Raw genomic sequence first — 25,880 nt, 5'->3', positions numbered from 1 at the left:
ACGCGCCTAAACGTCCCGAAAAGCCGGAGGGTTCCGCCTTGCGACGCCTAAGCATGTTACGATCGTAAACTATGCGTGATGACTCTCAGATGAACGGAGGTTGGTCCGGAATTTTGGCGCTTATTCGGCGGCGACGCGTTTCAGGCTTGCAACCTGCGTGAGATAGGCGCGCATGGCGGCGGGCTTCACGGGCTTATGCTGCACGCCGATATCGTGCCTTTCCGCCTCGGCGCGGACCTCCGGCGTGCGGTCGGCGGTGATGATGAGCGCGGGGATGTCCGCCTGGTATTTCGCTCTCAGTTTGAGGATCGCCTCGATCCCGTCGCCGTCGTCGAGATGGTAGTCGGCGATGATGATCTCCGGTGGCGGCTCCCGGCGTGCGACGATCTCGTCGAGGGCGGCGATCGAATCCGCCTGGCCGACCGTGCAGCCCCAGCCGGTGATGAGCAGCGCCATGCCTTCGAGGATGCGCGGCTCGTTGTCGATGCAAAGCACGCGCAGCCCGTTGAGCGGCTGCGAGCGCTTGCGGCGTTCCGGCTGGTCTGCGGCCCGTGCCGCCTGCGATGCCGGATTATCCATCGGGACCTCGACACGGAAAATGGTGCCGCGTCCGGGCGTCGAGGCAAGCCGGACGGGATGCGTGAGCACGCGGGAAATACGGTCGACGATCGACAGGCCCAGCCCGAGCCCGGCAGCCGTCTTCGCACCTTCGTCGAGGCGGGCGAATTCCTTGAAGACGGTGCGGAATTTCGAGGGCGAAATGCCGATGCCGGAATCGAGCACTTCGATGATCACCTGATCGCCTCGCCGCCGCGCGCCGACCAGCACCTTGCCGTCGATCGTGTATTTGATCGCGTTGGAGACGAGGTTCTGCACCAGGCGGCGCAGCAGATTGGCATCCGACCGGACCCGGAGCGATGTCGGCATGACGACGAATTTCAGGTTCTTCTCGCGCGCCATGGGCGCATAGTCGGTCTCGATGCGCCTGAAGAGATCCTCGAGCGGCACGGAGGTGAAGCGCGGCTTCATCGCGCCTGTGTCGAGCCGGGAGATGTCGAGCACGGCGCCGAGAATGGCTTCGACGGATTCGAGCGCGGAATCGATATTGCGGACCAGGGTGCCGTTATTGTCTGTGGTGCCGAGGCGTTCCACCAGCGCCGAGGAGTAAAGCCGGGCGGCGTTGAGCGGCTGGAGAATATCGTGGCCGGCGGCGGCGAAGAAGCGCGTCTTGCCGATATTGGCCTCGTCGGCGGAGGCGCGCGCTTCGGCAAGTTCGCGGTTCACGCGCGTCAGCTCGGCCGTACGCTCGCCGACGCGCTGCTCCAGCGTCTCGTTCGCCTGTTTCAGCGCCTTGTCGGCGGCGACGCGCTCGGAAATGTCGGTGAAGGTCGCGACGATGCCCTTGTCCGGCATCGCGTTGGAGCGCACTTCGATGATCCGTTCGCCGCCGTCGAGCACCAGCGAGAAGGGGGCGTCGAGCGTCTGGAATTGGCGGATCACCTCCGCCTGGTCGGCGGCGGCGATATCGCCGCGGTCGGAGAGGATGGCGACGATGTCCGCGAGCGGAAAGCCGACCTGCCCCACCTGTTCCGGCAGGTCGAGGAGATTGCGGAAGCGCCTGTTCCAGATGGTGAGCCGCTCGGAGTTGTCGAAGACCGCGATGCCCTGGTCCATCTGGGAAAGGGCGGTCTGCAGCATGTCCTGGTTATATTGCAGCGCCTCGCTCGCCTGGTCGAGCAGCCAGGCCGTATCGGCATTGGTGTCCTCCGCCTTCTGCAGGATGAGCGAGAGAACGAGGCGTGCCGAGGAGGAGCCGATCGCGCTGCCGAGCAACTGTTCGGAGAAATGGATCATCGCCATGTCGGCCGGCTGGTCGTCGCGGAATGTCCGTCCGGCGCTCTGCTCGTAGTTGGAAAAGGAGCGCCGCATGCGTTCTTCGCCGAGATAGCGGGCGATTGCGGTTTTGAGGTCGCCGACGCCGACGCGGGTCTTCCAGCCGCGGGTGGCGAATTGCGAGCGCAGGTGCCGTTTGACGAAGATGCCGGCCTGAATGCGCTCCACCGGCCGCGGGTTGCGCGACAGCGAACCGAGCACGAAGGCGAGCGTGTTGAGCGTCAGGCTGAAGATCGTGATATTGACCAGAGGATCGGTCTCCGGTCCGGAGAAGATGCCGGTGCCGGGAAAGAGAAAGTTCAGCACGGCCGCCGCGACATGGGAATTGTCCGGTCCACCGAGGCTCGGCAGGAAAAGCAGATAGGCCCAGGCGAGAAAGCCGAGCGACATGCCGAGGATCGCGCCGCGGGCATTCGCCCGCCGCCAGATCAGCCCGCCGAAGAGGGCCGGGGCGACCTGCGCGATCGCCGCGAAGGCGAGCAGGCCGATCGAGGCGAGGCCGGACTGGCTGTCGGCCATGCGATAGTAGCCGTAGCCCAGGATCAGCACGGCGAAGATCGCCAGTCTGCGGATATTCAGGAGCGTCCGGGTAAAGTCGTTCCGCTGGCCGGAGCGCGCGGCCATCAGCCTTTGCCTCAGGAAGATCGGGATGACGATGTCGTTGGAGACCATGATCGACAGCGCGACCGATTCCACGATCACCATGGCGGTGGCGGCCGAAAACCCGCCGATGAAGGCGATGAGGGAGACGACCTTGAGCTCGCCGGTGAGCGGCAGGGTCAGCAGGTAGAGATCGGCGTTGCCGACGCCGCCGAAGGCGATCAGCCCGGCCATGGCGACGGGCAGCACGAAGAGGTTGATGGCGACGAGATAGAGCGGCAGAAGGACGCCGGCCATCCTGCGTTCCTTTGTCGTGCGGTTCTCCACCACCGTCACATGGAACTGCCGCGGCAGCAGGATGATCGCAAAGGCGGAAAGCACGGTCAGGACGAGCCAGCGGCTGAGCGGCGTCTCGTAGGAGAGGGCGGAACTGACCAGCAGGTTTTCCGACGCCTTGGCGAACAGGTCGGCCGGTCCGTCGAAGAGGATGAAGAAGACGGAGAGGCCGACGGTCAGGAAGGCAAGCAGCTTGACGACCGATTCCATCGCGACCGCCAGGATCAGACCGTCCTGATGCTCCGTCGCATCCGTGTGGCGGGTCCCGAAAATGACCGCGAAACAGGCCATCAGAAGAGTGACGATCAGCGCCAGGTCGATGAAGTAGAGGTTGCCGCTGCCGATCCCGTAGTCCGACGGATTGACCATCGCGGCAACCGAACTCGATACGGCCTTGAGCTGCAGCGCGATATAGGGGACGGCGCCGACGAGGGCTATGATCGCCACGATCATCGCGACGGTGGAGTTCTTGCCGTAACGGGCGGCGATGAAATCGGCGACCGAGGTAAGCTTTTCGGCCTTGGCCAGTTCGACGATGCGCTTCAGCACCGGCATGCCGAGCGTGAAGGCCAGGATAGGGCCGATATAGATGCCGGTGAATTCCAGCCCCCTCTGGGAGGCGAGCCCGACGCCGCCGAAATAGGTCCAGGACGTGCAGTAGATCGCAAGGCTGAGCGCATAGACGATCGGCCGGCCGTTTTTCGGCACGCCCAAAAGACGGCTACGCCGGTCGCCGTAGCTTGCCACCGCGAACAGCAGCAGGACATAGGCGAAAGCCGAACCGAAAATGACCCAGCCTGGCAGCATGGCTTCTCCCCGCAAGATTGCGGCAACTTGAACATTAGGGGAAAAGCATTCGCTTGGAAATCAGCGGCGTTATCGGCAAAAAGTCCAATAGACCTTATGCTAAGCCTCTGGTCGCCTGCATCTTTCCAGGTCCGGCAAATGCGCTATGTTGCTCACGACGCAACCTGAAAGTCGGGGGTATAAACCATGTCGGTAGTCAGCGAATTCCGTTCCTTCATCGCCAAGGGCAATGTGATCGACCTCGCCGTCGGTATCATTATCGGCGGCGCCTTCACCGGTATCGTCAACTCACTGGTGAACGATATCGTGATGCCGATCGTCGGCGCCGTCACCGGGGGCGGTTTCGATTTCTCGAACTATTTCCTGCCTCTTTCGAGCGCCGTCACCGCTCCCACCCTCGCCCAGGCCCGCGAGCAGGGGGCGGTCTTCGCCTACGGCAGCTTCATTACGGTGATGATCAACTTCCTGATCCTCGCCTGGATCATCTTCCTGATGGTCAAGGCCGTGAACAGGCTGCGCATGATGGAGGAGAAGAAGGAAGAAGCCGCACCCGCTCCCCCGCCGGCCGACGTCCAGCTTCTGACCGAGATCAGGGACCTCCTGAAAACCAAGTGATCTTTTGATCACATTTGCCGGATTCATCATCGGAATCGATCGCCGGCTCACGGATTATCATGGGATTTTCTGGTTTTCCTGCGTTAAACAGGGGAAAACATGTCAGGGAATTCCATGTCGATCATCAGCAGCTTGAGCCCCCGCGCTGTCTCCGCACCCGAGAGCGGGATCGTCGAGATCATCAATCACGCTCGCGGGCGGGAAGGCTTGATTCCGCTCTGGGCCGGCGAGGGAGACCTGCCGAGCCCGGATTTCATCAACCGCGCCGCGACCGGGGCGCTGATGGCCGGCGAGACGTTCTACACCTATCAGCGCGGCATTCCGGAGCTTCGCCAGGCGCTTTCGGACTACTATGCCCGGCACTTCTCCGTCGCGCTGCCGGTGGAGCATTTCTATGTGACCGGCTCCGGCATGCACGCGATCATGCTCGCCGTGCAGGCGGTCACCTCGCCGGGTGACGAAATGATCTATCTCTCGCCCACCTGGCCGAACATCATCTCCGCGATCGACATCTCCGGAGCCCGTTCGGTCGGCCTGCCGCTCGATTTCGTCGGCGGCCGCTGGTCGCTCGACCTCGCCAGGCTGGAAGCGAAAATCACGCCGAAGACCAAGGGCCTGTTCATCAACACGCCGGCCAACCCGACGGGCTGGACCGCCACGCCCGACGATCTCAGGAACATCCTGGCGCTCGCCCGCAAGCACGGCCTCTGGATCGTCGCCGACGAGATCTATGCCCGCTACTACTATGGCGGCGCGGCACGCGCGCCCTCCTTCCTCGACATCATGGAGGAGGGGGACCGGATCATCTTCGCCAATTCCTTCTCCAAGAACTGGTCGATGACGGGCTGGCGGGTCGGCTGGCTGGTCGCTCCGCCGGAAATGGGCCAGGTGATCGAAAACCTGGTGCAATATTCCAATTCCGGGGTCGCGCAGTTCCTGCAGCGCGGCGCCGTGGTGGCGTTGAACCAGGGCGACGACTTCGTCCAGGCGAATATCGACCGGGCGACCAGGGCGCGCGATATCCTCTGCGACGCCCTGATCGCTACCAACCGGGTCGAAACCCTGAAGCCCGATGGAGCTCTTTACGCCTTCGTCAAGGTGGACGGCATCACCGACAGCCGCAGGGCGGCGCTCGACATCGTCAACAAGATCGGCGTGGCACTGGCGCCGGGCTCGGCTTTCGGCAAGGGCGGCGAGCTTTTCCTGCGTGCCTGCTTCCTGCGCGATGCCGGGCAGGTCGAAGAGGCGGCTGCGCGCCTGTCCGGCTATATCCACCGTCTCTGAGCCTCTTCGGAACAGGATCGATAGGATTTTAGCGAATTTCTCAAGACCACGTTTGCCCTGATCGGAGATAAACCCGGCGGAGGCCGCGCCGGGTAAGCATTGTTGAAGTTCAGCCGTGTTTTCCTCCTGCCAACGATAAAAGGCAGGGAAGTGTGACATGGCGGTTCTGGTGACGGGTGGCGCTGGCTATATCGGCAGCCACATGGCCTGGGCCTTGCTCGACGCGGGCGAGGACGTCGTCGTTCTCGACCGGCTCTCGACCGGTTTCCGGTGGGCTGTGCCGGCCGATGCGCGTTTCTATCTGGGGGATGTCGGCGACCGCGCTATCCTCAAGCAGATCTTCGCCGAGAACGATATCGATGCGATCCTGCATTTCGCGGGTTCGATCGTCGTGCCGCAATCGATGGCCCAGCCCTTGGATTACTACGAGAACAACACCGGCAATACGCGCCTGCTGGCGGCGGCGGCGGTCGAAGCGGGCATCCGCCATTTCGTCTTCTCGTCCACCGCTGCAGTCTATGGCGACCAGAAGGACGATACCCCGGTTCTTGAAAGCACGCCGCCGCATCCGAAGAATCCCTATGGCCAGTCCAAGCTGATGTCGGAGATGATGCTGCGCGATGCCGCCCTGGCCCACGACTTCCGCTTCGTGGCGCTGCGTTACTTCAATGTCGCCGGCGCCGATCCGCTCGGCCGCGCCGGGCTGTCCACCGAGGGCGCCACGCATCTCATCAAGATCGCCTGCGAGGCCGAACTCGGCAAGCGGCGCGGCGTCGATGTCTACGGCACGGATTATCCGACGCCGGACGGCACCGGTATCCGCGACTATATCCATGTCACCGATCTCGTGAACGCGCATCTGAATGCGTTGAGCTATCTGCGCCGCGGCGGCGAACCCCTGATCGCCAATTGCGGCTATGGCCGCGGCTATTCGGTCCTCGAAGTGCTGGAAGCCGTGATGCGCGTCGGCGGGCGCAAGTTCGAAATCCGTTACGGGCCGCGCCGGCCCGGCGATGCAGCGAGCGTTGTCGCCAATTCGACGCTCGCCCGCCGGCTGCTCGACTGGAAGCCACGGCACGACGATCTCGATCTCATCGTCGAGACGGCGATCGCCTGGGAGAGGGGGCTGGCGGCACGCAAGGCCGAAGACCTCAAGTCCTTGCAGCACCGCCTCGCTTCGGTGCGCTTCTGACCTCCGCATCACAAAAGAATTTCAAGGGAACATCCTCCATTCCTTTCGGTTGGGTCGGTGTAGGCAAAACCAAACCGGCCGGCCAAGCCGGCCATGGAGGAATCCAGATGCATTCCAAGCTTATTACCGTAACCATTCTTTCCCTGGGTCTTGCGACGGGCGCTCTCGCCCAGACGGGCACCGGAAGCGGAGGAAGCAGTGGAAGCAGCGGAAGTGGTTCGCTGAACACCAATCCCGGCGCCCCCGATACCGGCGGCGACAGCAACGGGATGAACAACAACCGGGTTATCGATCCCAACCCAACCAACAGCACGACCGGCGGAGCGACCACGGACACCCGCACCAACTGCGCACCGAACATGCAGACGCAGGGTTCCGCCACCACTCCGGATGCCACGGGCAGCGCTTCGGCCCCCGCCGGCACTGCCGGCGCCAACACCAACGGTCAGTCGACCAACTGCTGAGGCAGCAGACCGGATTGCAAGAAGGCCGGCATCGTCCGGCCTTTTTCGTGTCCGGTCGCCCGGTCATTCGGTCGCATGGTGTCCTTGAAGGTTTAGCGGTAGACGAGCGACGTTTCGATACCGGTTTTCCATGCGACGTTTCCTCCTCTCCGCTTGTCTTGCGCTCCTGCCTCTGGCCGCCGGCGCTGAAAACATGCCCGCCCGCCAGAACGCGACATCTGCTCCCAAACTGGTCGAGCCGCGTCTGAATGGGGCGCGCTCGGAAAATGCGGGCCGCCCGCGGGTGGCGCTGACCTTCGATGCCTGCATGGGACAGGCGGACGAGCGGATCCTGTCGGTTCTTGTCCGGGAACGAATTCCGGCGACGATTTTCGTGACGGCCCGCTGGCTGAAGAAAAACCCGCAGGCGACGGCGGTCTTCCTGCGGAACCTCGATCTCTTCGAAATCGAGAACCATGGCCGCAACCATGTGCCTGCGGTCGATGCGCCGGCGCTGATCTACGGTATCGCCGCGGCCGGCTCGGCGGAGGCGGTGCGTCAGGAGGTCGTGGGCGGCGCGGAGGCCATGCTGGCTGCGGGTTTTGCAGCACCCCATTGGTTCCGCGGTTCGACCGCGAAATACGATCTCTCGGCAATCCGCCAGATCCGCGCCATGGGATACAGGATCGCCGGTTACTCGCTGAACGGCGACGGCGGCTCCCTGCTGGGCGCCGCCGTTTCGGAAAGGCGGATCGCCGCCGCCAAAGACGGCGATGTGGTGATCGCGCATATCAACCAGCCGACCCATGCGGCGGGTGAAGGCGTTGCCCGCGCCCTGCTTGCGCTGAAACGGAAGGGTGTGGAATTCGTGCGCCTTTCGGACGTGGACGACGTGGGCGACGAGGATACGACGCAATGACGGCTTGAGGAGCCGCCACGGCCTGCGTCCGGATGCCGGAAATACAGAGCCGAAGAAGGGAGAGCCGTGCCGGCCCTCCCTTCCCGATCAAGCCGGGATCGGATTTAGCGGACGATCTGCACGACTGTCCGGGTATCCGGATCGACGATCACCCGCTGCTGGTTCACGACGGCATAGGCGTATTCCGGGGCCTCCGGAACCGGCGTGAGCATGACGGTCGAAGGCACCGGTTTGCCGACGACGATCCTCTCCTGTACCACGACCGGGTCCGCCGGCATCGGAGCCTGTTCGACATAGCTTACGACACGCTGCGGCGGCGGATCGATGGCCGTGCCGGCGATGGCGCCCACGACGCCGCCGACCGCAGCACCCACCGGGCCGCCGACGATCGCGCCGGTGACGGCACCGCCGGCCGCACCGTTGACTGTGCCCTGCTGGGCGGAAGCAGCGGGGGCGAGGATGCCGAGGGCCGCGGCGGAAAGAATGATGATCTTGGTCTTCATGATGCTTCTCCTTTCAAGACTGGATGAGACGAGCGCGTGGGTTCACGCCGTCTCGCCGAATGGATCGAGGCGATTATTTCGTGACGGGTTGAGGCACCTCGACCTTGGGCAGGCTCACGTCGATATCGACGTTGCGGGTTCCGAGGTAACCGCCTTCGAAGAGGATGAGCCCGCCTGCGATGATGACGATCAGCAGGATGGCCGCGACGGCCCAGCCGCCGCTGCCGCCACCCGCATTGATCACCGTCGGTTCTCGGTCACTCATGGGTTTTACTCCTCTGGCTGGGGCATCAGCCGGCCAGGACATAGACGACCTCGTGGGTCGACGGTTCGACGATGATGATCCGGCCGTCCGCAAGGACGAAATATTCGTAGCCGCGATAGGCCGGCACGATTTCGACGATGCGCGGCGGCAGAGGATGAAGCTCTACCGTCGTCGGCACGGCCGCGCCGACGTTCACCTCGACGTCGACATCCACGGGCTCGACCCGGTTTTCGACGAAGACATTGCGGATTTCGGTCTGCTGTTCGGTCGAGATGTCGATGCTGCCGGTGGTTTCGCCCGACGGACGATCGCTGGCAGCCTGATCCGGGTTCTGCCGCTCCGCGCCGTCGTTCTGGCGGGCGCTGTCGCGCGTTGCCGACGGGTTGCGCGCATCCGTTCCCGAACCCGAGCCGCTGTCTGCGGCCGTCGAGCCGTCGGACTGATCCGACCGACCGGTCGGCTGCTGCGCGGTATCGTCGGTCTGCGGCTTCGCGCCAGGATCCGTGCTCTCGCGCTGGGCGTTCGTCGAGCCGTTGCCGGTGCTGGCATTAGGCTGCTGTTGCGCCGCGCCTCCCATATCCTGGGACGGCTGGGCCTGGTTTGCACCCGGCGTCATGGCGCCCGAGGAGCCTTGGCCACCGGAAGAGCCCTGACGGGGCAGGATGGGTGCGGCGGAACCGGCGCCGCCCTGGCTCCCCTGCGGCGCTTCATTTTGAGCGATAGCCGGCACGGCCGAGAGCGTCGATCCTGCAAGAAGCGCAATCGCGAGCGTCTGTTTCATCAGCGGTTTCATGATGTTTCCTCTACTGTTCTTGTCTCGCTTGCGAAGCTCTGCATGAGCCGCAATGCCTCCCTCGAACATCCCCGGAGAAGGCGCGTTCCGCCGTTTGGGCTTCAGTCCCGCCCGGGCCGGACTTCAGGCCGGCATTCTTTTGGGCATTTGGTCCGATGGAGGGGCGCAAAGGTCCAGGGGGGCTGGAATCGCGGAACCGTGAACGTAGAATACGGTTGATCCTGAAAGCTTTTCAGGAGGTTCGTCATGAGCGTCGGCGTTTTCCGGACCAAATGGTTTTTCAATCTCCGCCGTGGCCATGCCGCCGTGATGAGCGCAACCGAGACGCTCGCCACCTGACGGACTTACGGAAGCCGGATTCCTGCGCGATCATCGGTCCCTTTCAGCGCAGAACCTGCCCGCCGATCGTCGTGTCGATCGGCGGGCCTTTTGACCCGGAGCGGAACCATCGAGGAAATGTCCGGTTTTCCTCAGGAGATGGAGAGACGCGACAGATGCAGAACATCGCTACGTCGGGAGAACAGGATGCCTACACGTAGAATGCTTCTATTGGGCGGCGCGTTTACAGCGGTCGTCGCAGCCGTAACGCCCTTCAAGGTGGTGATCGATGCGGATGGCCTGCTACAGATCGCCTCGCCGACCGCTGCTGCCCAGGAGAGCGGCAGCTCCGGTAACGGTGGAGGCAATGGCGGCAGCGGGAGTTCCGCCGGAAACGGCGCCGGCAGCAGTGGCGGAAACAGCAGCGGTAGCGGCAGCAGCAACGGCGGCGGCAACTCCAACAGCGAAGGCGCCGGTGCCGGCAGCGGAAATGGAAGCGGCGCTGGGACCGGCGGAACCGGCGGTACAGATACGGACGGCAGCGATGCAGGCGGTGCCGGTACGGATGGAACGGATGCCGGCGGCGCAGGGACCGGCAATGCAGGCTCCGGCGCATCCGGAAACGGCAGCGATCCAGAGGCCGGTTCCGATACGGGCACCGACGCCGATGCGGATCCGGACGCAGATACTGGCGCCGAGGCTGGAAAGGGCTCTCCGGACGAAACCGGCAAGGGCTCCGTCTCGCGGTCGACCGGTCCCTCCTTGCGGGGTCGGCCCGCGGCACGCGCGGCTCCGGATGTCGAAGTCGACACGCGCGGGTCGTCGATCACCGTCCGCCATCGTAACGGCACCACGGAAAGGATCTCCCAGGGCCGTTACGAGATGCGCGATTCCCGCTCGCGAACCATCGTCAACCGGACGGCGACCCCTTCCGACGCCTCAAGATTGCGCTCGTTCGGCCGCTGACCGTTGATCGGCGGCATCGCGAAGGACGAGCGCCGCTTCCGTCCGGTTGGAGACCTTCAGCTTCGACAGGATGCGGGTCATGTGGTGCTTGACCGTTTTTTCGTGCAGATCGAGCTCGCGTGCGACACGCTTGTTGCTGAGACCTGACGCAACGAGGCGCAGCACGTCCTGTTCGCGATCGGTGAGCTCGGCCATCGGATCGGGCTTTTCCGCGGCCTCGACGGAAGCCGAAAGGCCGGCGATCAGCCGGGCCGACAGGGCAGGCGAGACATAGCTTTCGCCGGAGGCGACCGCCCTGACGATCTCCGCAAGGCCCCTCGAACCGACCCCCTTGAGCACGTAGCCCTTCGCACCGAGCTTGAGCGCCTTGGCGATGTCGTCGCTTGCTTCCGAAACCGTCAGCATGACGATCTTGAGATCGGGGCAATGCTCGAGCGCTTCGCCGATGGCTTCCAGGCCGTTTCCCGGCATGGAGATATCCATCAGCATGACGTCGGGGCACAGGTCCCGCACGATGCGGATCGCGTCGTCCCGGGATCCGCCTTCGCCGACGATTTCGAAATCCTCGATTTCGCCGAAGCTGCGGGTGACTCCCTCCCGGAACAGGGGATGGTCGTCCACGACCGCTATCTTGATGGCTGTCATTAGGCCTGCTCCATTTCCTGCACGTTCAGGGACATCCTCACCGTGGTTCCGTCTTTCGATGTGGAAATGTCGAACGTGCCGCCAAGGCTTTCGATCCGTTCCCTGAGGCCCGCGAGCCCCAGGCCCTCCGGGCGCACGGATGTGGGGTCGAAACCCGGGCCCCGATCGGCGACTTCGATGACGACATGGCCGTCGTCGAAGGTCTGCCGGACGCTCTGGTCGATGCCTCCGCCGTGCCGGAAACCGTTGTTGAGAGCTTCCTGCACGAACCGGTAGATGCTGATCTTGGCGGAAGGCGAGAGCGGTTGGGAAGCGTTGGACATCGATAGCGCGACATCGAGCCCCGTCCGCTGGCGATGCGCGTTGACGGCCCGCTCCAGGACGTCCGGCAGCTCGGCGGTTTCGATCTGCGGCAGCACCAGGCCGCTGCATATGCTGCGGATCTCGTCCATCGCCTCGTCCAGCCGCGATTTGATCGTCGAGACCTCCTTTTCGCGCGCCTTGGGCGGGGTCTTCGGATCGGTGAGCAGCCTGCTGTCCACCCGCAGCGCCGCATAGGCGACAAGCTGTGCGGGTCCGTCGTGCAGGTCCGCCCCGAGCCGGCGCAGGTAGCTTTCGTTGAGCGCCGTGGCGCGCTGCGAAGCACGCTGCGCCCGCGCATGGAGCGCCCTGTTCTGGGACAGGAGCTCGGAGAGTTCGGCGACGCGCTGCGTCAACGCCTGCCGCTGGCTGTCGATCGTCCGGCTGCCGCGGAAGACGATGGCGGACAGGATGAGGAAGAAGGCGAGCGTGGCTCCTGCCACCGCAAGCCAGCTTCGGAGCTGCGCCTGATGAAGGCTCTGCTGGAAATCGTCCGCGACCTCATAGAATTCCGAGACGGCGACTACCTCGCCTGACCAGGGCTGAAGGATGGGATTGTAGATTTCGAGAAGCGGGCTGTCCGTCGATTGTCCGGCTTCGCTTTCCAGATTGTCGGGGAGGCCGAACTGGGCGACCATCTGTCCGGAAAACGCCGTCTTCAGGTCGTCGCCCGGCTCGAATTGTTTGCCGACCATGCTCTTGTCGGTGGCGTAGAGAATGGTCCCGTCCTGGCGCCAGAGCCTGAAGGAGACGACCTTGCCGCCGAGCGCGCCCTGTCCGAATGTTTCGTCGAGCGCCCGGGTCGTCACGTCGTCGAGCGTCTTGTTGGTCTTCATATCGGGAAGCAGCGGCGCGATGATGCTGTCGACGTAGAGTGCGGTCGAGGCGGCCGAATTGCGGGTGACCGCCGCCTCGATGAGGCTGGTCACATAGGCGCCTATCAGCATCATGGCCGCGATGGAGACCAGTCCGCCCGCAATCAGGAATTGCCTGGCGAGCGATTGATTGTTCCATCGATCAAGAATTCCGCTCATCCGCACGAGAACCTGCAGTCGATTTCCGAAACCCGCGCAAAGCGCGCCGATGCCCGGCAACGCACAGAAGGGACAACCGTTGCATGAGCGGCTAAGATTATCTGCATCGTGGCAGCAATGAGACACGGGCGGAACGGAGGTCTGCGATCCGGCGCGGCTTTCGGGAAGGTTATCGCCGGGAAAGAATGGTGCTGCTAGAGAGATTTGAACTCTCGGCCTCTCCCTTACCAAGGGAGTGCTCTACCCCTGAGCTATAGCAGCTTTCGGCCGGCGCGAAGTCACCGCGTCGTCGGCAGCGGCCTATTGCCATAGCTTCACCGGGAGCGCAAGCCGCAAATTCCAAGTTCTTCGCCATGAACGGGGAAAACACCGCCTCCGCTTCCGCCGGAACGGCTTTTTGGTTATGGAAGGCTATGGCGAACGACGACAAGCTGCACGATCCTGAGGCCGAAGGCGAGAGCGAGACCCGCGGCGCCCGCGCCCGCAGGGCGGCCGAGGCGCGCGAGGCGCAGCGGAAGGCCCGTGCCGCGGCCAAGCTTCGCGAAAATCTCATGCGCCGAAAGACGCAGGCCCGCGCCCGCCGGGCCGGTGAAGCCGATTCCACGGAAGGATTGCCTGCCGCAAAAACGGACGAATCGTCGTAACTTATGCGCCAGGGCAGGCATTTCAGCCAACATTGAAGCTGCGGCGGATTTCGTTTAAAGACGCGTCCTTTCGCGCTCGCAGAAGGAAGAGTGACAACGTATGGATCGCATCAGAATTTCCGGCGGCAATGAACTTAAGGGCACCATTCCGATTTCGGGAGCGAAGAACGCCGCGCTGCCTTTGATGATCGCGTCCCTTTTGACGAGCGACACGCTGACGCTCGAAAACGTGCCGCATCTCGCCGATGTCGAGCTCCTGATGCGCATCCTCGGCAACCACGGCGTCGATATCGCCGTCAACGGCCGGCGCGAACGCCAGGAAGACGGCTATTCCCGCACCATCCATTTCACCTGCCGCACCATCGTCGATACGACGGCACCTTACGAACTGGTCTCGAAGATGCGGGCGAGCTTCTGGGTCATCGGGCCGCTCGTCGCCCGTGAGGGCAGGGCCCGCGTCTCGCTGCCGGGCGGCTGCGCCATCGGCACGCGTCCGGTCGACCTCTTTCTCGAAGGGTTGCAGGCGCTCGGCGCCGAAATCGAGATCGACGGCGGTTACGTCAACGTCACGGCCCCGCGGGGCGGACTCGTCGGTGCCCGCTACGTTTTCCCCAAGGTTTCGGTCGGCGCCACCCATGTGATGATGATGGCGGCGACGCTCGCCAAGGGCACCACGGTGATCGAGAACGCCGCCCGCGAGCCGGAGATCGCCGATCTGGCGAAATGCCTCAACGCCATGGGCGCGAGGATTTCCGGCGCCGGCACCAGGACGATCACCATCGAGGGCGTCACTTCGCTTTCCGGCGCCCGCCACCGCGTGCTGCCGGACCGCATCGAGACGGGCACCTATGCCATGGCGGTCGCCATGGCCGGCGGCGACGTGACGCTGGAGGGCACGGATGCCGCGCTGCTCGAAAATGCGCTGGATACGCTGCGGATGGCCGGTGCCCATATCACCGAGACCCAAACCGGGCTGCGCGTCGTGCGCAACGGCAACGGCATCCAGGCCGTCGACATCACCACCGAACCGTTCCCGGGCTTCCCGACCGACCTGCAGGCGCAGTTCATGGCGCTGATGACCCGTTCCCTGGGCGTTTCCAATATTACCGAGACCATCTTCGAAAACCGCTTCATGCATGTGCAGGAGCTTGCCCGCCTCGGCGCCAAGATCTCGCTCTCGGGCCAGAAGGCCCGCGTCGAGGGCGTGCCGCGGCTGAAAGGCGCGCCCGTCATGGCGACCGATCTGCGCGCCTCCGTTTCGCTCGTCATCGCAGGCCTCGCCGCCGAAGGCGAGACCATGGTGAGCCGCGTCTATCATCTCGATCGCGGCTTCGAGCGGCTCGAGGAGAAGCTCACGCGCTGCGGCGCCGTCGTCGAACGCGTCAGCGAATAATCGAACCCGAGCGCTGAGATTCCCGAAGGACGGCGAGGCATTGCCCTTGCCGTCCTTTTTCGCATTTCTATCTATTGAAAACATTCCATCGCCTTTCCCGCCTCATTCCCGATCCGGCTTCTTACGGAGATCCTCCCATGGCTGACGTTTCTTCTTTGCCCGTATGGTTCATCACCGGCTGCTCCACCGGCTTCGGCCGCGAGCTTGCCAGGCTCACGCTCGATCGTGGCTGGCCCACGGTCGTGACCGCCCGCGACAGGAGCCGCCTCGCCGATCTCGCGGAGGGCAGGGAGAACGCGCTAGCGCTCGCCCTCGACGTAACCGACGGAAAGCAGATCGCCGAAGCGGTGAAGGCCGCGGAGGAAAAGTTCGGCCGCATCGACGTTTTGGTGAACAATGCCGGTTACGGCTATCAGGCCGCGGTCGAAGAGGGCGAGGAGGATGAGATTCGTGCCATGTTCGACGCCAATGTCTTCGGCCTCTTCGCCATGACCCGGGCGGTGCTGCCGGGCATGCGGGCGCGCCGCAAGGGTCACATCATCAACATCACGTCGATGGCCGGCTTTCTCGGCCTCCCGAGCTCCGGTTACTACGCGGCCAGCAAGCACGCGGTGGAGGGCTTCTCCGATGCGCTCCGCCTGGAAGCCGGCCCGCTCGGCATCAGGGTCACCTGCGTCGAGCCCGGCCCGTTCCGGACCGATTGGGCGGGGCGCTCGCTGAAGCAGACGCCGAACAGGATTGCCGACTATGCCGAGACCGCCGGAGCCCGCATGAGCGCGACCGCGGGCTATAGCGGCAGGCAGCCGGGCGATCCCGTGCGCGCCGGGGAAGCGATGATCGCGGCGACGGAAGCCGATGAGGCGCCCCGTCATCTGGTGCTGGGAGCGGTCGCTTACAACGGCATCACGAATAAACTGAAGGAGCGGCTTTCCCAGATCGAACTTTGGGAGGAAATCAGCCTTTCGGCCGATTACCCGACCTGAGCCGCAGTTGCTTCTTGGTTCTCGGCATCCTATGTCCAGATAAGGAACTTCTGCGTGAAAACGCGACTCTGGATGGACATTCGAAGCGATGACCGAGCTGAAACTGCTTGCCCTTGACAAGGATGACTTAGGCGTCATTTCCGCCCATATGCAGGACGCCGTCTTCAAGGTGGGCGACGTCCACTGGTCGCCCGGCGAAAAGAGCTTTTCGCTCGCCGCCAACCGTTTCGTCTGGGAAAAGGCCGGAGAGCGGCGCAAGGGCTTCGAGCGGCGCCGTTCCGCCATGGTTTTGAAGCGTGTCGAAGCGGTGCGCTCGGCCGGCATCGACCGCAACAAGAAGGACGAAGTGCTTTCTCTGCTCGCGATCACCTTCGTGCAGAAGGGCGATGGCCCGGAAGGCACGATCGAACTGGTGCTGTCCGGCACGGCCACGATCGCGCTCGATGTCGAATGCATCGAAGTTGCTCTTGCGGATATCGGCGGCGCGTGGGAAACGGCGTCGAAGCCCCGTCATCCATAGGGGCTTGGATCCTGGTCGGGACCGCATCGCATTCAATTTGGAAGGGATATCCGCTTGGCAATCTGGCTGGAGCAGGGATCGCAGGATTTCGAGGCGAAGTTTTCCGCTTTTCTCTCGACGAAGCGTGAGGTCTCGGAAGATGTCAACGCCGTGGTGCGCGCCATCATCGATGACGTGCGCGCTCGCGGCGACGCGGCGCTTATCGACTATTCCGCCCGTTTCGACGGCATCGATCTTGCCAGGACAGGCATCCGGGTCAGCGAGGCGGATATCGATGCCGCCGTCGCCGAGACCGATCCCGAGGTTCTCGACGCGCTGAAGCTCGCTGCCGAGCGCATCGAAAGGCACCATGCCCGGCAGATGCCGAAGGACGATATCTACGAGGACGCGATCGGCGTGGGCCTGGGCTCCCGCTGGACCGCGATCGAGGCGGTCGGCCTCTACGTGCCGGGCGGCACCGCGAGCTATCCGAGTTCGGTGCTGATGAATGCCGTGCCGGCCAGGGTCGCCGGCGTCCCCCGCCTCGTCATGGTCGTGCCGGCGAGCGGCGGGAAAATCAACCCGGCCGTGCTGGCGGCTGCCCGCATCGCCGGCGTCACCGAGATCTACCGTATCGGCGGCGCCCAGGCCGTGGCCGCACTTGCCTATGGCACCGGGACGATCGCACCGGTCGCCAAGATCGTCGGTCCCGGCAATGCCTATGTCGCGGCGGCCAAGCGCCATGTCTTCGGCACGGTCGGCATCGACATGATCGCCGGTCCTTCGGAAGTGCTTATCATCGCCGACGGCGAAAACGATCCGGACTGGCTGGCCGCCGACCTGCTGGCGCAGGCGGAACACGATGCCGGCGCCCAGTCGATCCTCATCACCGACGATGCCGGTCTCGGCAAGGCGGTGGAAGGTGCGGTCGAGCGGCAGCTGAAAACCCTTTCGCGCTCCGAAACCGCGGCGGCAAGCTGGCGGGACTTCGGCGCCGTGATCCTCGTGCCCGACCTCAAGGCGGCGCTGCCGCTCGCCAACCGCATCGCCGCGGAACACCTGGAGCTCGCCGTCGCCGATCCGGACGCGCTGATGCCCGGCATCCGCAATGCCGGCGCGATTTTCATCGGCCGCCACACGCCGGAAGTCATCGGCGACTATGTGGGCGGTTCCAACCACGTGCTGCCGACGGCGCGCTCGGCGCGCTTCTCCTCCGGCCTCTCGGTACTCGATTTCGTCAAACGCACGTCGATCCTGCGCCTCGGACCCGACCAGCTTCGCCAGCTCGCGCCGGCCGCGATCACGCTTGCGCATTCCGAAGGGCTCGACGCCCATGCCCGTTCCGTCGCGATCCGCCTGAACGCTGCCCCTTTGAACGCCAGTCCTTTGAACAACGAGGACTGACGGATGGGGAAGGGGGACTTCCGGCTCTCCGATGTCGTTCTGGACGACTCGATCGGGCGCTCGACCCCCGATGTGGAACATGAGCGGGCAGTCGCCATCTTCGACCTCGTGGAGGAGAACTCCTTCGAACCGGTGGGCCATGCCGGCGGGCCTTACAAGCTCAGGCTCTCTCTGGTCGATTCCAAGCTGGTGCTCGGCATCGCCACGGAAAAGGGCGAGGAGGTCGCGACCCATATCCTCTCGCTCACGCCGTTCAGGCGGATCATCAAGGACTACTTCATGATCTGCGAGAGCTATTATGAGGCGATCCGATCCTCGACGCCGAGCCGCATCGAATCGATCGATATGGGGCGGCGCGGCATCCATAACGAGGGATCGCAGACCCTGATGGACCGGCTGGACGGCAAGATCCGCGTCGATTTCGATACGGCGCGGCGGCTCTTCACCCTGGTCTGCGTGCTCTACTGGCGCGGTTGAGCAGCCATTGCAAAAAGGCGCCCGGCACCCGATATCCACTTGCAGTAGGCCGGCATCGGCCGTACACGCTCAACGAACTTGGGGGCCATGTCTTCGGCCTTGCCGTCATCCCGACGCCGAGGTCCTGTCCGCGAGGTTCGCAGCCATCTCCGGCATCTGATCAGGGAGCGCCTTTCGGGAATGAACGGGCCTCCCGCCGGGACTGCCTGAAAGACATTGAGAATCGCTCCCAAGCGAGGTTCACAAAGCGGACATGATTGTGTAGTTTCCGCGCACATTTTTCGGGCGGGCGAAGAAGGCTTCCCCGTTCCCGATCCAAACACAGGAAGAAACCCTATAGATGGCTAAAGAAGAAGTCCTTGAATTCCCGGGCATCGTGACCGAACTTCTGCCCAACGCGACGTTCCGCGTGAAGCTTGAAAACGAACACGAAATCATTGCCCACACCGCCGGCCGCATGCGCAAGAACCGTATCCGCGTTCTCGCCGGCGACAAGGTGCTGGTCGAAATGACGCCCTATGACCTGACCAAGGGTCGCATCACCTACCGCTTCAAGTAATTTCCTCATCCGCGGCGGGCTCTCATGGCGCTGGAACAAAAGCTGATACTGGCCTCCGGTTCTCCGCGCCGACTCGACCTTCTCAATCAGGCCGGTATTGCGCCGGCGCGGCTGATGCCGACGGATATCGACGAGACGCCGAAGAAATCCGAACATCCGCGTTCGCTCGCCCGCAGGCTTTCGACGGAAAAGGCGGAAGCCGCGTTCGCAGCCGTAAAGGGCGATCCGGCGTGGCGGCACAGCTACATCCTCTCGGCCGATACGGTGGTCGCTGTCGGCCGCCGCATTCTCGAAAAGACCGAATATACGGAAGAGGCCTCCGCCGCCCTGCATCTGCTCTCCGGCCGCGGCCACTGGGTCTATACGGGCATCTGCCTCGTGACCCCCGGCGGCCAGTTCCGCCAGAAGGTCGTGCAGACGAAGGTGCGCTTCAAGCGGCTTTCCAGCCGCGAGATCGAGAACTATATCGCGTCCGGACAATGGCGCGGCAAGGCGGGCGCTTACGCGATCCAGGGGATCGCCGGCTCCTTCGTGCAGAAGCTCGTCGGCTCCTACACGAATGTCGTCGGCCTGCCGCTCTATGAGGTGACGGCGTTGCTGGCCGGCGAAGGTTTCGACGTGGCGGCGGCATGGCCGGAGGGCTGAGGCCTCGAGGCGGGCTTCTCCGGCGTCCCGCTGCCGGTTGACGTCACGCCGCCGAGAAACAGGAGTGCTTTAGAACCATGGCATCCGAACCCATCAAGACAGGCGGCAAGGTGGAGCCGCTCAGGAAGACCAGGCCTTGCCCGGAATGCGGCAAGCCCTCCTCGCGCGAACACTATCCCTTCTGCTCCGACCGGTGCCGCACGCTCGACCTGTCGCGCTGGCTGAACGGCTCCTATGCCATTCCGGTGGCGGAAGACGAAACCAAGGCGGACGGCTCGGATGAGCGCGAATAGGCGAGCGGTGCTGTCAAGCCTCTCGTCTTGCTGTTTTTGTTCGGGAATTTGCGATTTTTGCAAACCTGTCAAAAAAGTGGTCCGTGACGCTGGACATGGCCGAACAAGATGTTATAACCCCGCTCGCTTCCGGGGGACGTGACCCCCGCCGGCTCGGCCGGAAGGCTTTTGCGAAGCCTCGATGCCCGGATAGCTCAGTTGGTAGAGCAGCGGATTGAAAATCCGCGTGTCGGTGGTTCAAATCCGCCTCCGGGCACCATTATTCCCAATAGGTGTATGTCGCCCGTTACCGTTTTCGCCGGCTCGGGGAAGACGAGTATCCGTATGCCGTCTATGGTTGCCCCGGCATCATGTGACGGATTCCGGATTGCAAATGAACCAGCAGTTTTTCGATAGAAGCTCCGTTGCGGTCGCGCGTGATTTGATCGGCGCCGAATTCGATGTGGCGGGCGTCGGCGGCGTGATCGTCGAGACCGAGGCCTACGAGCCGGACGATCCGGCTTCCCACAGCTTTCGCGGTCCGAAACCGAGGAATGCGGTGATGTTCGGGCCGCCCGGCCATGCCTATGTCTATCGTTCCTACGGCATCCACTGGTGCCTGAACTTCGTCTGCCGGCCGGGCAGCGCGGTGCTGATCAGGGCTTTGCAGCCGGTCAGAGGCATCGGCGAGATGGAGAAGCGGCGCGGCCAGAACGATCCGCTGCTCTTGTGCTCGGGGCCGGGCCGCGTCTGCCAGGCGCTGGGGATCACCATCGAGCATAACGGCCTGCCGCTCTTCGAGCCGCCTATCGAACTCACCTTGCCGGAAACGCCGCCGATGGTCGCCGTCGGCCGGCGGATCGGCATTTCGCAAGCCGTCGACCTGCCCTGGCGCTTCGGGCTGTCCGGCTCCCTGCATGTCAGCAGGAAATTCACGGGAAAAGGCGGGCTGGCGCCATAAACCGCCGGCCGTCCGGTGCCGCCGGGCAAGCCGTGGAGGCCGCCTGCGCCGGCCGGCCGATCCTTCCACTACGGATTGCCGGAGAAGCCGCAATCCGTACGCTGCCAAAACAGCCCATGGTGTGCTGATCAATATGCGCTCTCCTGAAGCAATACGGGTATTCTTGCACCAACTATTAACCTTCAGGCAAGGAATTAACCATACATATTGGGAACCACGGCGAAATGGGACGACTGCGGTCTCTCACCAGGCATGAAGCCGCAAAGCCGTACCGGTGACAATCCGGTATCCGCTCATGAAAATCCAGGAAAGCCTGCGTTGACCGTGGTGCACATGCCCGGCGGATAGCGATCCGCCCTGGCGAGCGTTCCCCATTCATCTCCGGCACTTGGGCCTCAGGAGCCGCATGCCGCCGATCCCCACGAGGGGATTGGCTCGATGAAGTGGGGACGGTTTTGGTGCAGGAAACGCCATCGGATCAGGCGCGGCGGGGCCAGGCAGGCAGCCTGGGCGAGAGGCTGGCATTTGCCGGCCTCGACGGCGATCTGCGCGATCTGCTGCGACGCTGCCGCCCCGAGCTCGACCGTCATGTCAAAGCCGGTCTGCGCGACCTCTTCCATCGTTTCCAGTCCTCTCCGGAGGCAGCCAGGAATTTCGAAAGCGAACAGCAGGTCGAGCGCCTGCACGACCTGCAGGCTTCCCATTGGGGCGTGCTGACGGACGCCCGCTTCGATGCGCTTTACGCCGAGCGGGTGAAGCTGCTTTCCGATACCGAAAGCCGCATGGGTCTCGATCCGCGCTGGCATGTCGCCGGCCATGCGGTGATGCTGGAGCATCTGATTGCCGGCGCGATTGCCGACTTTTCTCCAAAGTCGCTGCTGCCGGGTGGTCGCAGGCGCGAGCGGGAACTGCTGGATCTCGTCGGCGCGATCACCCGCCTCGTGATGGTCGACGTCGAGATCGCCGTTTCGCTCCGGTTCAACGAACTGCGCCAGAGGCACCAGCGCGCGCTTGCCGAACAGCGCGAAGCCGATCATGCGCAGGCGATCGAAACCTTTTCCGGCGTCATCGCAGCACTTGCCGATCACGACCTGACGGCCTGTCTTCCCGCCGACGTGCCGGAGGCCTATCGCGAATTGGCCGCTCTTCTCAACCAGGCGATCGCCGGCATGCGGTCCTCGGTCGAAACGGCGGACGCTCATGGCCGGCAGGCCGGCGCATTGACGCTGGCGCTTGCCGAGGGCGCGCGTTCCGTCGCTGCCGCCTCGGAAGAACAGTCCGGCCGCCTGCAGGATGCGGTAAAAGCGCTCCTTGAGGTGGCGACGAAAGTCAAGGGCAGTGCCGCCGAGACGGCTGCGGCCGAAAAGGCCGCCGCCGAGACCCGCCGGTCGGTCGAGGCAAGCGGCGAAGTGGTCGGCCGCGCGATCAGCGCCATGGCCGATATCGAATCCTCCGCCGAGAAGATCGGCCAGATCATCGGCGTCATCGACGATATCGCCTTCCAGACAAATCTTCTGGCCCTGAACGCCGGCATCGAGGCCGCGCGCGCGGGCGAGACGGGGCGGGGCTTCGCGGTCGTCGCGCAGGAGGTCCGTGCGCTTGCCCAGCGTTCCGCCGAAGCCGCCTGCGAGATCAAGACGCTCGTCACCGGCACCAAGTCCCAGGTGGATGCCGGTGTCGAGATGGTCCATCGCACGCAGGATGCCATCGGCGGCATCGTCCGCCAGGTCTCAGACATCAACGATGCGATCGCCGGCATCGCCCGCAATGCGGACGAGCAGGCCGGCAGCCTCGACCGGCTGACCGCCGAAATCGGCGCGGTCGGCGAACGCGTGGCGTCGAATGCAGGCCTTGCAAACCGGACGGGCGAGGGGGCGGACGAACTTCAGAGCGTGATCCTGGAGCTCGGCCGCACGGTGCGCGAGTTCCGGATCGAGCGGCAGCAACGCTATGCGGACGACCATCGTCCGGCAGTGCCGCACGTTCAGCCGCCGCTCGTCTCGATCGCGGCGATCGCCGGCGACAGCCGGGCGGATGACGGCGAATACCTCTTTCACAAACGACAAGGAATGAGCTGATGGCAGCGAAGAAGGCTGGACCGGGAAGTTTGAAGCTGTCGGCGGTACTGGACCTCAACGAGGCTTCCGTCCTGCATGGCCAGCTGATGTCCATGCGCGGAAGCGATCTCGTGATCGACGCTTCGGGCGTCGAGCGAGTCGGCGTCCAGTGCGCGCAAGTCCTGGTCGCCGGCGTCAGGGCCTGGGAAGAAGACAGGAAGTCCTTTCTCGTCGGGAAGGCTTCGGATGCATTTCAGAAGACGATGCAACTCATCGGCATCAATATCGAAAATTTGGTTCCTAAGGAGATCTAGCAATGAAGAAAAAAGTGCTGACCGTGGATGATTCACGGACGATCCGGAACATGCTTCTGGTGACCCTCAACAATGCGGGGTTCGAAACCATCCAGGCGGAAGATGGCGTGGAGGGGCTTGAGGTTCTCGAAGACGCCAATCCGGATGTCATCGTCACCGATATCAACATGCCGCGCCTCGATGGCTTCGGCTTCATCGAGGGCGTCCGCCGCAACGAAAAATACCGCGCCGTCCCGATCCTCGTGCTGACGACGGAAAGCGACCAGGAAAAGAAGAACCGGGCGAGGCAGGCCGGCGCGACGGGCTGGATCGTCAAGCCCTTCGATCCTGCCAAACTGATCGATGCGATCGAGCGTGTAACCGCCTGAGCCAGGAATTCCTCCGATGGATATGAACGAAATCAAAGAGATCTTCTTTCAGGAATGCGAAGAGCAGCTCGCTGAACTGGAGTCGGGTCTTCTCAAGCTGAACGACGGGGATCGTGACCCCGAAACGGTGAATGCCGTTTTCCGTGCCGTTCATTCCATCAAGGGGGGCGCCGGCGCTTTCGGTCTCGACGATCTGGTCTCCTTCGCCCACGTCTTCGAAACGACGCTCGACTGCGTGCGCTCCGGCAAGCTGGAGCCGGGCCAGGACGTCCTAAAAGTCATGCTGAAATCGGCCGACGTGCTTGCCGACCTCGTCAGCGCCTCGCGCGACGGCGGCAGCGTCGACGAATCGCGCAGCCGCGGCCTTGTGAAGGAGCTCGAGGCGCTCGCGAACGGCGAGCTGCCGGCTTCTTCCGGCCCCGAGACACCCAGAGCGGTTTCCAAGCCGGCCGCCAAGGCTGCTCCTGTCCCCGTTGATGCGAAGGCGGAGGCTCCGAATCCGACCGACGAGAGCGGCTTCCAGCCGATCCCCTTCACCTTCGACGGCTTTGGCGAGGACGAGGAGCCGGCGCTCGAAGGCTCCGTCTACGACGTTATTTTCAAGCCGCGCCGGGAGCTCTATTCCAAGGGCAACGAGGCGGCTCTTCTGCTGCGCGACCTGTCGCGCCTCGGCGAGATGAGCATCGCCTGCGACATGGACGCCTTGCCCGCCCTCGACAAGATGGACCCGGAGGCTTCCTATTTCAGCTGGAAGATCTCGGTGAAGACCACAAAGAGCGAGGATGACATCCGCGCCGTCTTCGAATTCGCCGAATGGGATTGCGACCTCGAAGTGCAGCTCGCGGACGAGGCTTCTTCGGACGAAGAACAGCCGATGATCCCGGTACCCTTCGACCTCTCGATCCTCGACGGTGCTTCCGAAGCCGAGGAAGAGGACAAGGCCGTCGAGCCGGCTGCGGCTGAAGAGGCCGTTGCTGCAGCCGTATCCGCCGCCGAGACCGCCGCCAGCGTCGCCAAGGCCGCCGGCGCGGCTGCCCGCGCTGCCGAGAAGAAGGAGACCGCAGCCTCCGCTGCCGCCGCGGCGGCCCAGAACAATGCCGCGGCAGCAGCCGCCTCGGCGGGCCAGACGATCCGCGTCGATCTCGACCGCGTCGATCGCCTGATCAACCTCGTGGGCGAGCTCGTCATCAATCAGGCGATGCTGTCCCAGAGCGTCATCGAGAACGACACGACCGGCACGTCTTCGATCAACATGGGCCTCGAAGAGCTGCAGCAGCTCACCCGCGAGATCCAGGACTCGGTCATGGCGATCCGCGCCCAGCCGGTGAAGCCGGTCTTCCAGCGCATGTCGCGTATCGTCCGCGAAGTGGCCGACATGGTCGGCAAGCAGATCCGCCTGATCACCGAGGGCGAGAACACCGAAGTCGACAAGACGGTCATCGACAAGCTCGCCGAGCCGCTGACCCACATGATCCGCAACGCCGTCGACCACGGCATCGAAACGCCCGAGAAGCGCGAAGCCGCCGGCAAGAACCCGGAAGGCACCGTCCGCCTTTCCGCCAAGCATCGGTCCGGCCGCATCCTGATCGAGCTCGCCGACGACGGTGCGGGCATCAATCGCGAGCGCGTCCGCCAGAAGGCGATCGACAACGATCTGATTGCCGCTGATGCGAACCTCTCGGACGACGAGATCGACAACCTGATCTTCATGCCGGGCTTCTCCACCGCGGACAAGATATCCGACATCTCCGGCCGCGGCGTCGGCATGGACGTGGTCAAGCGCTCGATCCAGGCGCTCGGCGGCCGCATCTCGATTTCGTCCAGGCCGGGCCTCGGTTCGACCTTCACCATGAGCCTGCCGCTGACGCTTGCCGTTCTCGACGGCATGGTGGTCACGGTTGCGGGTCAGACGCTTGTCGTGCCGCTCACTGCGATCGTCGAAACCCTGCAGCCGGAAGCATCCGCCATCCATTCCTTCGGTGCGAACCAGCGGCTCATCTCGATCCGCAACTCGTTCTGCCCGCTGGTCGATGTCGGCCGCATCCTGAACTTCCGCGCCACCCAGGCGAATCCGGTCGAGGGCGTCGCCCTGCTGGTGGAATCGGAAGGCGGCGGCCAGCGCGCCCTGATGGTGGACGCCATCCAGGGCCAGCGGCAGGTCGTCATCAAGTCGCTCGAAGCGAATTACACTCACGTTCCGGGCATCGCCGCGGCCACCATCCTGGGTGACGGTCGCGTCGCGCTCATCCTCGATGTCGATGCGGTCGTCGCGGCCTCGCGCGGCCAATCGCTGAAACCTGAAATGTCACTTGCAGCCACGGGTTGATTGGT

General features: G+C 64.0%; 26 protein-coding genes and 2 tRNA genes. 21 read left to right on the top strand and 7 right to left on the bottom strand.

Annotation, left to right across the window (positions count from 1 at the left end; all coding sequences use genetic code 11):
• Positions 1-120: 120 nt before the first annotated feature.
• Positions 121-3,636, bottom strand: a complete 3,516-nt coding sequence (locus ACMGE0_RS24875) for a hybrid sensor histidine kinase/response regulator (protein ID WP_436818576.1) — start codon at positions 3,634-3,636, stop codon at positions 121-123.
• 186 nt (positions 3,637-3,822) lie between these two features.
• Between ACMGE0_RS24875 and mscL the strand changes: the two genes are divergently transcribed.
• The 5 genes from mscL (at position 3,823) to ACMGE0_RS24850 (ending at position 8,089) form a co-directional block, all read left to right on the top strand.
• Entirely contained in the window at positions 3,823-4,251 is a 429-nt protein-coding gene (gene mscL / locus ACMGE0_RS24870; RefSeq protein WP_436818575.1) for a large conductance mechanosensitive channel protein MscL, read from the top strand.
• Between the two features lie 114 nt (positions 4,252-4,365).
• Positions 4,366-5,535, top strand: a complete 1,170-nt coding sequence (locus ACMGE0_RS24865) for a pyridoxal phosphate-dependent aminotransferase (RefSeq protein WP_436818574.1) — start codon at positions 4,366-4,368, stop codon at positions 5,533-5,535.
• 157 nt (positions 5,536-5,692) lie between these two features.
• Complete coding sequence (gene galE, locus ACMGE0_RS24860; protein ID WP_436818573.1) at positions 5,693-6,727, top strand: UDP-glucose 4-epimerase GalE; 1,035 nt, start codon at positions 5,693-5,695, stop codon at positions 6,725-6,727.
• A gap of 107 nt (positions 6,728-6,834) precedes the next feature.
• Positions 6,835-7,191, top strand: coding sequence for a hypothetical protein (locus ACMGE0_RS24855; RefSeq protein ID WP_436818572.1), 357 nt, complete (start codon positions 6,835-6,837; stop codon positions 7,189-7,191).
• Between the two features lie 130 nt (positions 7,192-7,321).
• A complete protein-coding gene (locus tag ACMGE0_RS24850) occupies positions 7,322-8,089 on the top strand; it encodes a polysaccharide deacetylase family protein (RefSeq protein WP_436818571.1) in 768 nt (255 codons plus the stop codon).
• 104 nt (positions 8,090-8,193) lie between these two features.
• On the opposite strand, the gene ACMGE0_RS24845 is transcribed toward ACMGE0_RS24850, so the two are convergent.
• The 3 genes from ACMGE0_RS24845 to ACMGE0_RS24835 form a co-directional block, all read right to left on the bottom strand.
• The gene (locus ACMGE0_RS24845) at positions 8,194-8,592 is read right to left on the bottom strand and encodes a DUF1236 domain-containing protein (protein WP_436818570.1); all 399 of its coding nucleotides are present in this window, start codon (positions 8,590-8,592) and stop codon (positions 8,194-8,196) included.
• Between the two features lie 73 nt (positions 8,593-8,665).
• A complete protein-coding gene (locus ACMGE0_RS24840) occupies positions 8,666-8,857 on the bottom strand; it encodes a hypothetical protein (RefSeq protein ID WP_436818569.1) in 192 nt (63 codons plus the stop codon).
• A 25-nt stretch (positions 8,858-8,882) separates the two neighbouring features.
• Entirely contained in the window at positions 8,883-9,650 is a 768-nt protein-coding gene (locus ACMGE0_RS24835; protein WP_436818568.1) for a DUF1236 domain-containing protein, read from the bottom strand.
• A 525-nt stretch (positions 9,651-10,175) separates the two neighbouring features.
• On the opposite strand from ACMGE0_RS24835, the gene ACMGE0_RS24830 reads away from it, so the two are divergent.
• Positions 10,176-10,934: a hypothetical protein gene (locus ACMGE0_RS24830; RefSeq protein WP_436818567.1), complete on the top strand. Its 759-nt coding sequence runs from the start codon at positions 10,176-10,178 to the stop codon at positions 10,932-10,934.
• Here the strand turns inward: ACMGE0_RS24830 and ACMGE0_RS24825 are convergent.
• The 3 genes from ACMGE0_RS24825 to ACMGE0_RS24815 form a co-directional block, all read right to left on the bottom strand.
• On the bottom strand, positions 10,908-11,579 hold the full coding sequence (locus ACMGE0_RS24825; protein WP_436818566.1) for a response regulator: 672 nt from the start codon (positions 11,577-11,579) through the stop codon (positions 10,908-10,910). The two genes, ACMGE0_RS24830 and ACMGE0_RS24825, sit on opposite strands and share 27 nt — an antisense overlap.
• The gene (locus tag ACMGE0_RS24820; RefSeq protein WP_436818565.1) at positions 11,579-12,973 is read right to left on the bottom strand and encodes a sensor histidine kinase; all 1,395 of its coding nucleotides are present in this window, start codon (positions 12,971-12,973) and stop codon (positions 11,579-11,581) included. Before ACMGE0_RS24820 ends, ACMGE0_RS24825 begins: the two co-directional genes overlap by 1 nt.
• Positions 12,974-13,159: 186 nt before the next feature.
• A tRNA-Thr gene (locus ACMGE0_RS24815) sits at positions 13,160-13,234 on the bottom strand.
• Between the two features lie 152 nt (positions 13,235-13,386).
• Between ACMGE0_RS24815 and ACMGE0_RS24810 the strand changes: the two genes are divergently transcribed.
• The 15 genes from ACMGE0_RS24810 (at position 13,387) to ACMGE0_RS24740 (ending at position 25,875) form a co-directional block, all read left to right on the top strand.
• Positions 13,387-13,617, top strand: a complete 231-nt coding sequence (locus ACMGE0_RS24810; RefSeq protein ID WP_436818564.1) for a hypothetical protein — start codon at positions 13,387-13,389, stop codon at positions 13,615-13,617.
• Between the two features lie 100 nt (positions 13,618-13,717).
• Entirely contained in the window at positions 13,718-15,010 is a 1,293-nt protein-coding gene (gene murA, locus ACMGE0_RS24805; RefSeq protein WP_436818563.1) for a UDP-N-acetylglucosamine 1-carboxyvinyltransferase, read from the top strand.
• A 137-nt stretch (positions 15,011-15,147) separates the two neighbouring features.
• Complete coding sequence (locus tag ACMGE0_RS24800) at positions 15,148-15,993, top strand: oxidoreductase (RefSeq protein ID WP_436818562.1); 846 nt, start codon at positions 15,148-15,150, stop codon at positions 15,991-15,993.
• Between the two features lie 88 nt (positions 15,994-16,081).
• Positions 16,082-16,513: a DUF2948 family protein gene (locus tag ACMGE0_RS24795; protein ID WP_436818561.1), complete on the top strand. Its 432-nt coding sequence runs from the start codon at positions 16,082-16,084 to the stop codon at positions 16,511-16,513.
• Between the two features lie 54 nt (positions 16,514-16,567).
• Complete coding sequence (hisD, locus tag ACMGE0_RS24790) at positions 16,568-17,896, top strand: histidinol dehydrogenase (protein ID WP_436818560.1); 1,329 nt, start codon at positions 16,568-16,570, stop codon at positions 17,894-17,896.
• A 3-nt stretch (positions 17,897-17,899) separates the two neighbouring features.
• Positions 17,900-18,373, top strand: a complete 474-nt coding sequence (locus ACMGE0_RS24785; RefSeq protein WP_436818559.1) for a UPF0262 family protein — start codon at positions 17,900-17,902, stop codon at positions 18,371-18,373.
• A 340-nt stretch (positions 18,374-18,713) separates the two neighbouring features.
• Positions 18,714-18,932 (top strand): translation initiation factor IF-1, encoded by a 219-nt coding sequence (gene infA, locus ACMGE0_RS24780; protein WP_007759621.1) that lies wholly within the window; start codon positions 18,714-18,716, stop codon positions 18,930-18,932.
• Between the two features lie 24 nt (positions 18,933-18,956).
• Entirely contained in the window at positions 18,957-19,577 is a 621-nt protein-coding gene (locus ACMGE0_RS24775) for a Maf-like protein (RefSeq protein ID WP_436818558.1), read from the top strand.
• Between the two features lie 77 nt (positions 19,578-19,654).
• Positions 19,655-19,870: a DNA gyrase inhibitor YacG gene (gene yacG, locus ACMGE0_RS24770; protein ID WP_436818557.1), complete on the top strand. Its 216-nt coding sequence runs from the start codon at positions 19,655-19,657 to the stop codon at positions 19,868-19,870.
• Positions 19,871-20,053: 183 nt separating this feature from the next.
• Positions 20,054-20,129 (top strand) — tRNA-Phe (locus tag ACMGE0_RS24765).
• A gap of 114 nt (positions 20,130-20,243) precedes the next feature.
• On the top strand, positions 20,244-20,810 hold the full coding sequence (locus ACMGE0_RS24760) for a DNA-3-methyladenine glycosylase (protein ID WP_436818556.1): 567 nt from the start codon (positions 20,244-20,246) through the stop codon (positions 20,808-20,810).
• 455 nt (positions 20,811-21,265) lie between these two features.
• On the top strand, positions 21,266-22,888 hold the full coding sequence (locus tag ACMGE0_RS24755; RefSeq protein WP_436818555.1) for a globin-coupled sensor protein: 1,623 nt from the start codon (positions 21,266-21,268) through the stop codon (positions 22,886-22,888).
• Positions 22,888-23,181, top strand: a complete 294-nt coding sequence (locus ACMGE0_RS24750; RefSeq protein WP_085422315.1) for an STAS domain-containing protein — start codon at positions 22,888-22,890, stop codon at positions 23,179-23,181. The genes ACMGE0_RS24755 and ACMGE0_RS24750 overlap by 1 nt, the downstream gene beginning before the upstream one ends.
• A 2-nt stretch (positions 23,182-23,183) precedes the next feature.
• On the top strand, positions 23,184-23,549 hold the full coding sequence (gene cheY1 / locus ACMGE0_RS24745; RefSeq protein ID WP_037158833.1) for a chemotaxis response regulator CheY1: 366 nt from the start codon (positions 23,184-23,186) through the stop codon (positions 23,547-23,549).
• 16 nt (positions 23,550-23,565) lie between these two features.
• A complete protein-coding gene (locus tag ACMGE0_RS24740) occupies positions 23,566-25,875 on the top strand; it encodes a chemotaxis protein CheA (RefSeq protein ID WP_436818554.1) in 2,310 nt (769 codons plus the stop codon).
• Positions 25,876-25,880 lie beyond the last annotated feature (5 nt).

The sequence above is a fragment of the Neorhizobium descurainiae genome (assembly GCF_051400715.1).
Classification (GTDB): domain Bacteria; phylum Pseudomonadota; class Alphaproteobacteria; order Rhizobiales; family Rhizobiaceae; genus Neorhizobium.
The sequence above is the reverse complement of the archived record's forward strand: the minus strand, read 5'-3'. Positions and strand labels throughout refer to the sequence as shown.

What these genes read in the sequence shown, in the direction of transcription:
- ACMGE0_RS24875 (WP_436818576.1), bottom strand. Translation starts at nt 3,636, where the DNA reads ATGCTGCCAGGCTGGGTCATTTTCGGTTCGGCTTTCGCCTATGTCCTG.
- mscL (WP_436818575.1), top strand. Translation starts at nt 3,823, where the DNA reads ATGTCGGTAGTCAGCGAATTCCGTTCCTTCATCGCCAAGGGCAATGTG.
- ACMGE0_RS24865 (WP_436818574.1), top strand. Translation starts at nt 4,366, where the DNA reads ATGTCGATCATCAGCAGCTTGAGCCCCCGCGCTGTCTCCGCACCCGAG.
- galE (WP_436818573.1), top strand. Translation starts at nt 5,693, where the DNA reads ATGGCGGTTCTGGTGACGGGTGGCGCTGGCTATATCGGCAGCCACATG.
- ACMGE0_RS24855 (WP_436818572.1), top strand. Translation starts at nt 6,835, where the DNA reads ATGCATTCCAAGCTTATTACCGTAACCATTCTTTCCCTGGGTCTTGCG.
- ACMGE0_RS24850 (WP_436818571.1), top strand. Translation starts at nt 7,322, where the DNA reads ATGCGACGTTTCCTCCTCTCCGCTTGTCTTGCGCTCCTGCCTCTGGCC.
- ACMGE0_RS24845 (WP_436818570.1), bottom strand. Translation starts at nt 8,592, where the DNA reads ATGAAGACCAAGATCATCATTCTTTCCGCCGCGGCCCTCGGCATCCTC.
- ACMGE0_RS24840 (WP_436818569.1), bottom strand. Translation starts at nt 8,857, where the DNA reads ATGAGTGACCGAGAACCGACGGTGATCAATGCGGGTGGCGGCAGCGGC.
- ACMGE0_RS24835 (WP_436818568.1), bottom strand. Translation starts at nt 9,650, where the DNA reads ATGAAACCGCTGATGAAACAGACGCTCGCGATTGCGCTTCTTGCAGGA.
- ACMGE0_RS24830 (WP_436818567.1), top strand. Translation starts at nt 10,176, where the DNA reads ATGCCTACACGTAGAATGCTTCTATTGGGCGGCGCGTTTACAGCGGTC.
- ACMGE0_RS24825 (WP_436818566.1), bottom strand. Translation starts at nt 11,579, where the DNA reads ATGACAGCCATCAAGATAGCGGTCGTGGACGACCATCCCCTGTTCCGG.
- ACMGE0_RS24820 (WP_436818565.1), bottom strand. Translation starts at nt 12,973, where the DNA reads ATGAGCGGAATTCTTGATCGATGGAACAATCAATCGCTCGCCAGGCAA.
- ACMGE0_RS24810 (WP_436818564.1), top strand. Translation starts at nt 13,387, where the DNA reads ATGGCGAACGACGACAAGCTGCACGATCCTGAGGCCGAAGGCGAGAGC.
- murA (WP_436818563.1), top strand. Translation starts at nt 13,718, where the DNA reads ATGGATCGCATCAGAATTTCCGGCGGCAATGAACTTAAGGGCACCATT.
- ACMGE0_RS24800 (WP_436818562.1), top strand. Translation starts at nt 15,148, where the DNA reads ATGGCTGACGTTTCTTCTTTGCCCGTATGGTTCATCACCGGCTGCTCC.
- ACMGE0_RS24795 (WP_436818561.1), top strand. Translation starts at nt 16,082, where the DNA reads ATGACCGAGCTGAAACTGCTTGCCCTTGACAAGGATGACTTAGGCGTC.
- ACMGE0_RS24785 (WP_436818559.1), top strand. Translation starts at nt 17,900, where the DNA reads ATGGGGAAGGGGGACTTCCGGCTCTCCGATGTCGTTCTGGACGACTCG.
- infA (WP_007759621.1), top strand. Translation starts at nt 18,714, where the DNA reads ATGGCTAAAGAAGAAGTCCTTGAATTCCCGGGCATCGTGACCGAACTT.
- ACMGE0_RS24775 (WP_436818558.1), top strand. Translation starts at nt 18,957, where the DNA reads ATGGCGCTGGAACAAAAGCTGATACTGGCCTCCGGTTCTCCGCGCCGA.
- yacG (WP_436818557.1), top strand. Translation starts at nt 19,655, where the DNA reads ATGGCATCCGAACCCATCAAGACAGGCGGCAAGGTGGAGCCGCTCAGG.
- ACMGE0_RS24760 (WP_436818556.1), top strand. Translation starts at nt 20,244, where the DNA reads ATGAACCAGCAGTTTTTCGATAGAAGCTCCGTTGCGGTCGCGCGTGAT.
- ACMGE0_RS24750 (WP_085422315.1), top strand. Translation starts at nt 22,888, where the DNA reads ATGGCAGCGAAGAAGGCTGGACCGGGAAGTTTGAAGCTGTCGGCGGTA.
- cheY1 (WP_037158833.1), top strand. Translation starts at nt 23,184, where the DNA reads ATGAAGAAAAAAGTGCTGACCGTGGATGATTCACGGACGATCCGGAAC.
- ACMGE0_RS24740 (WP_436818554.1), top strand. Translation starts at nt 23,566, where the DNA reads ATGGATATGAACGAAATCAAAGAGATCTTCTTTCAGGAATGCGAAGAG.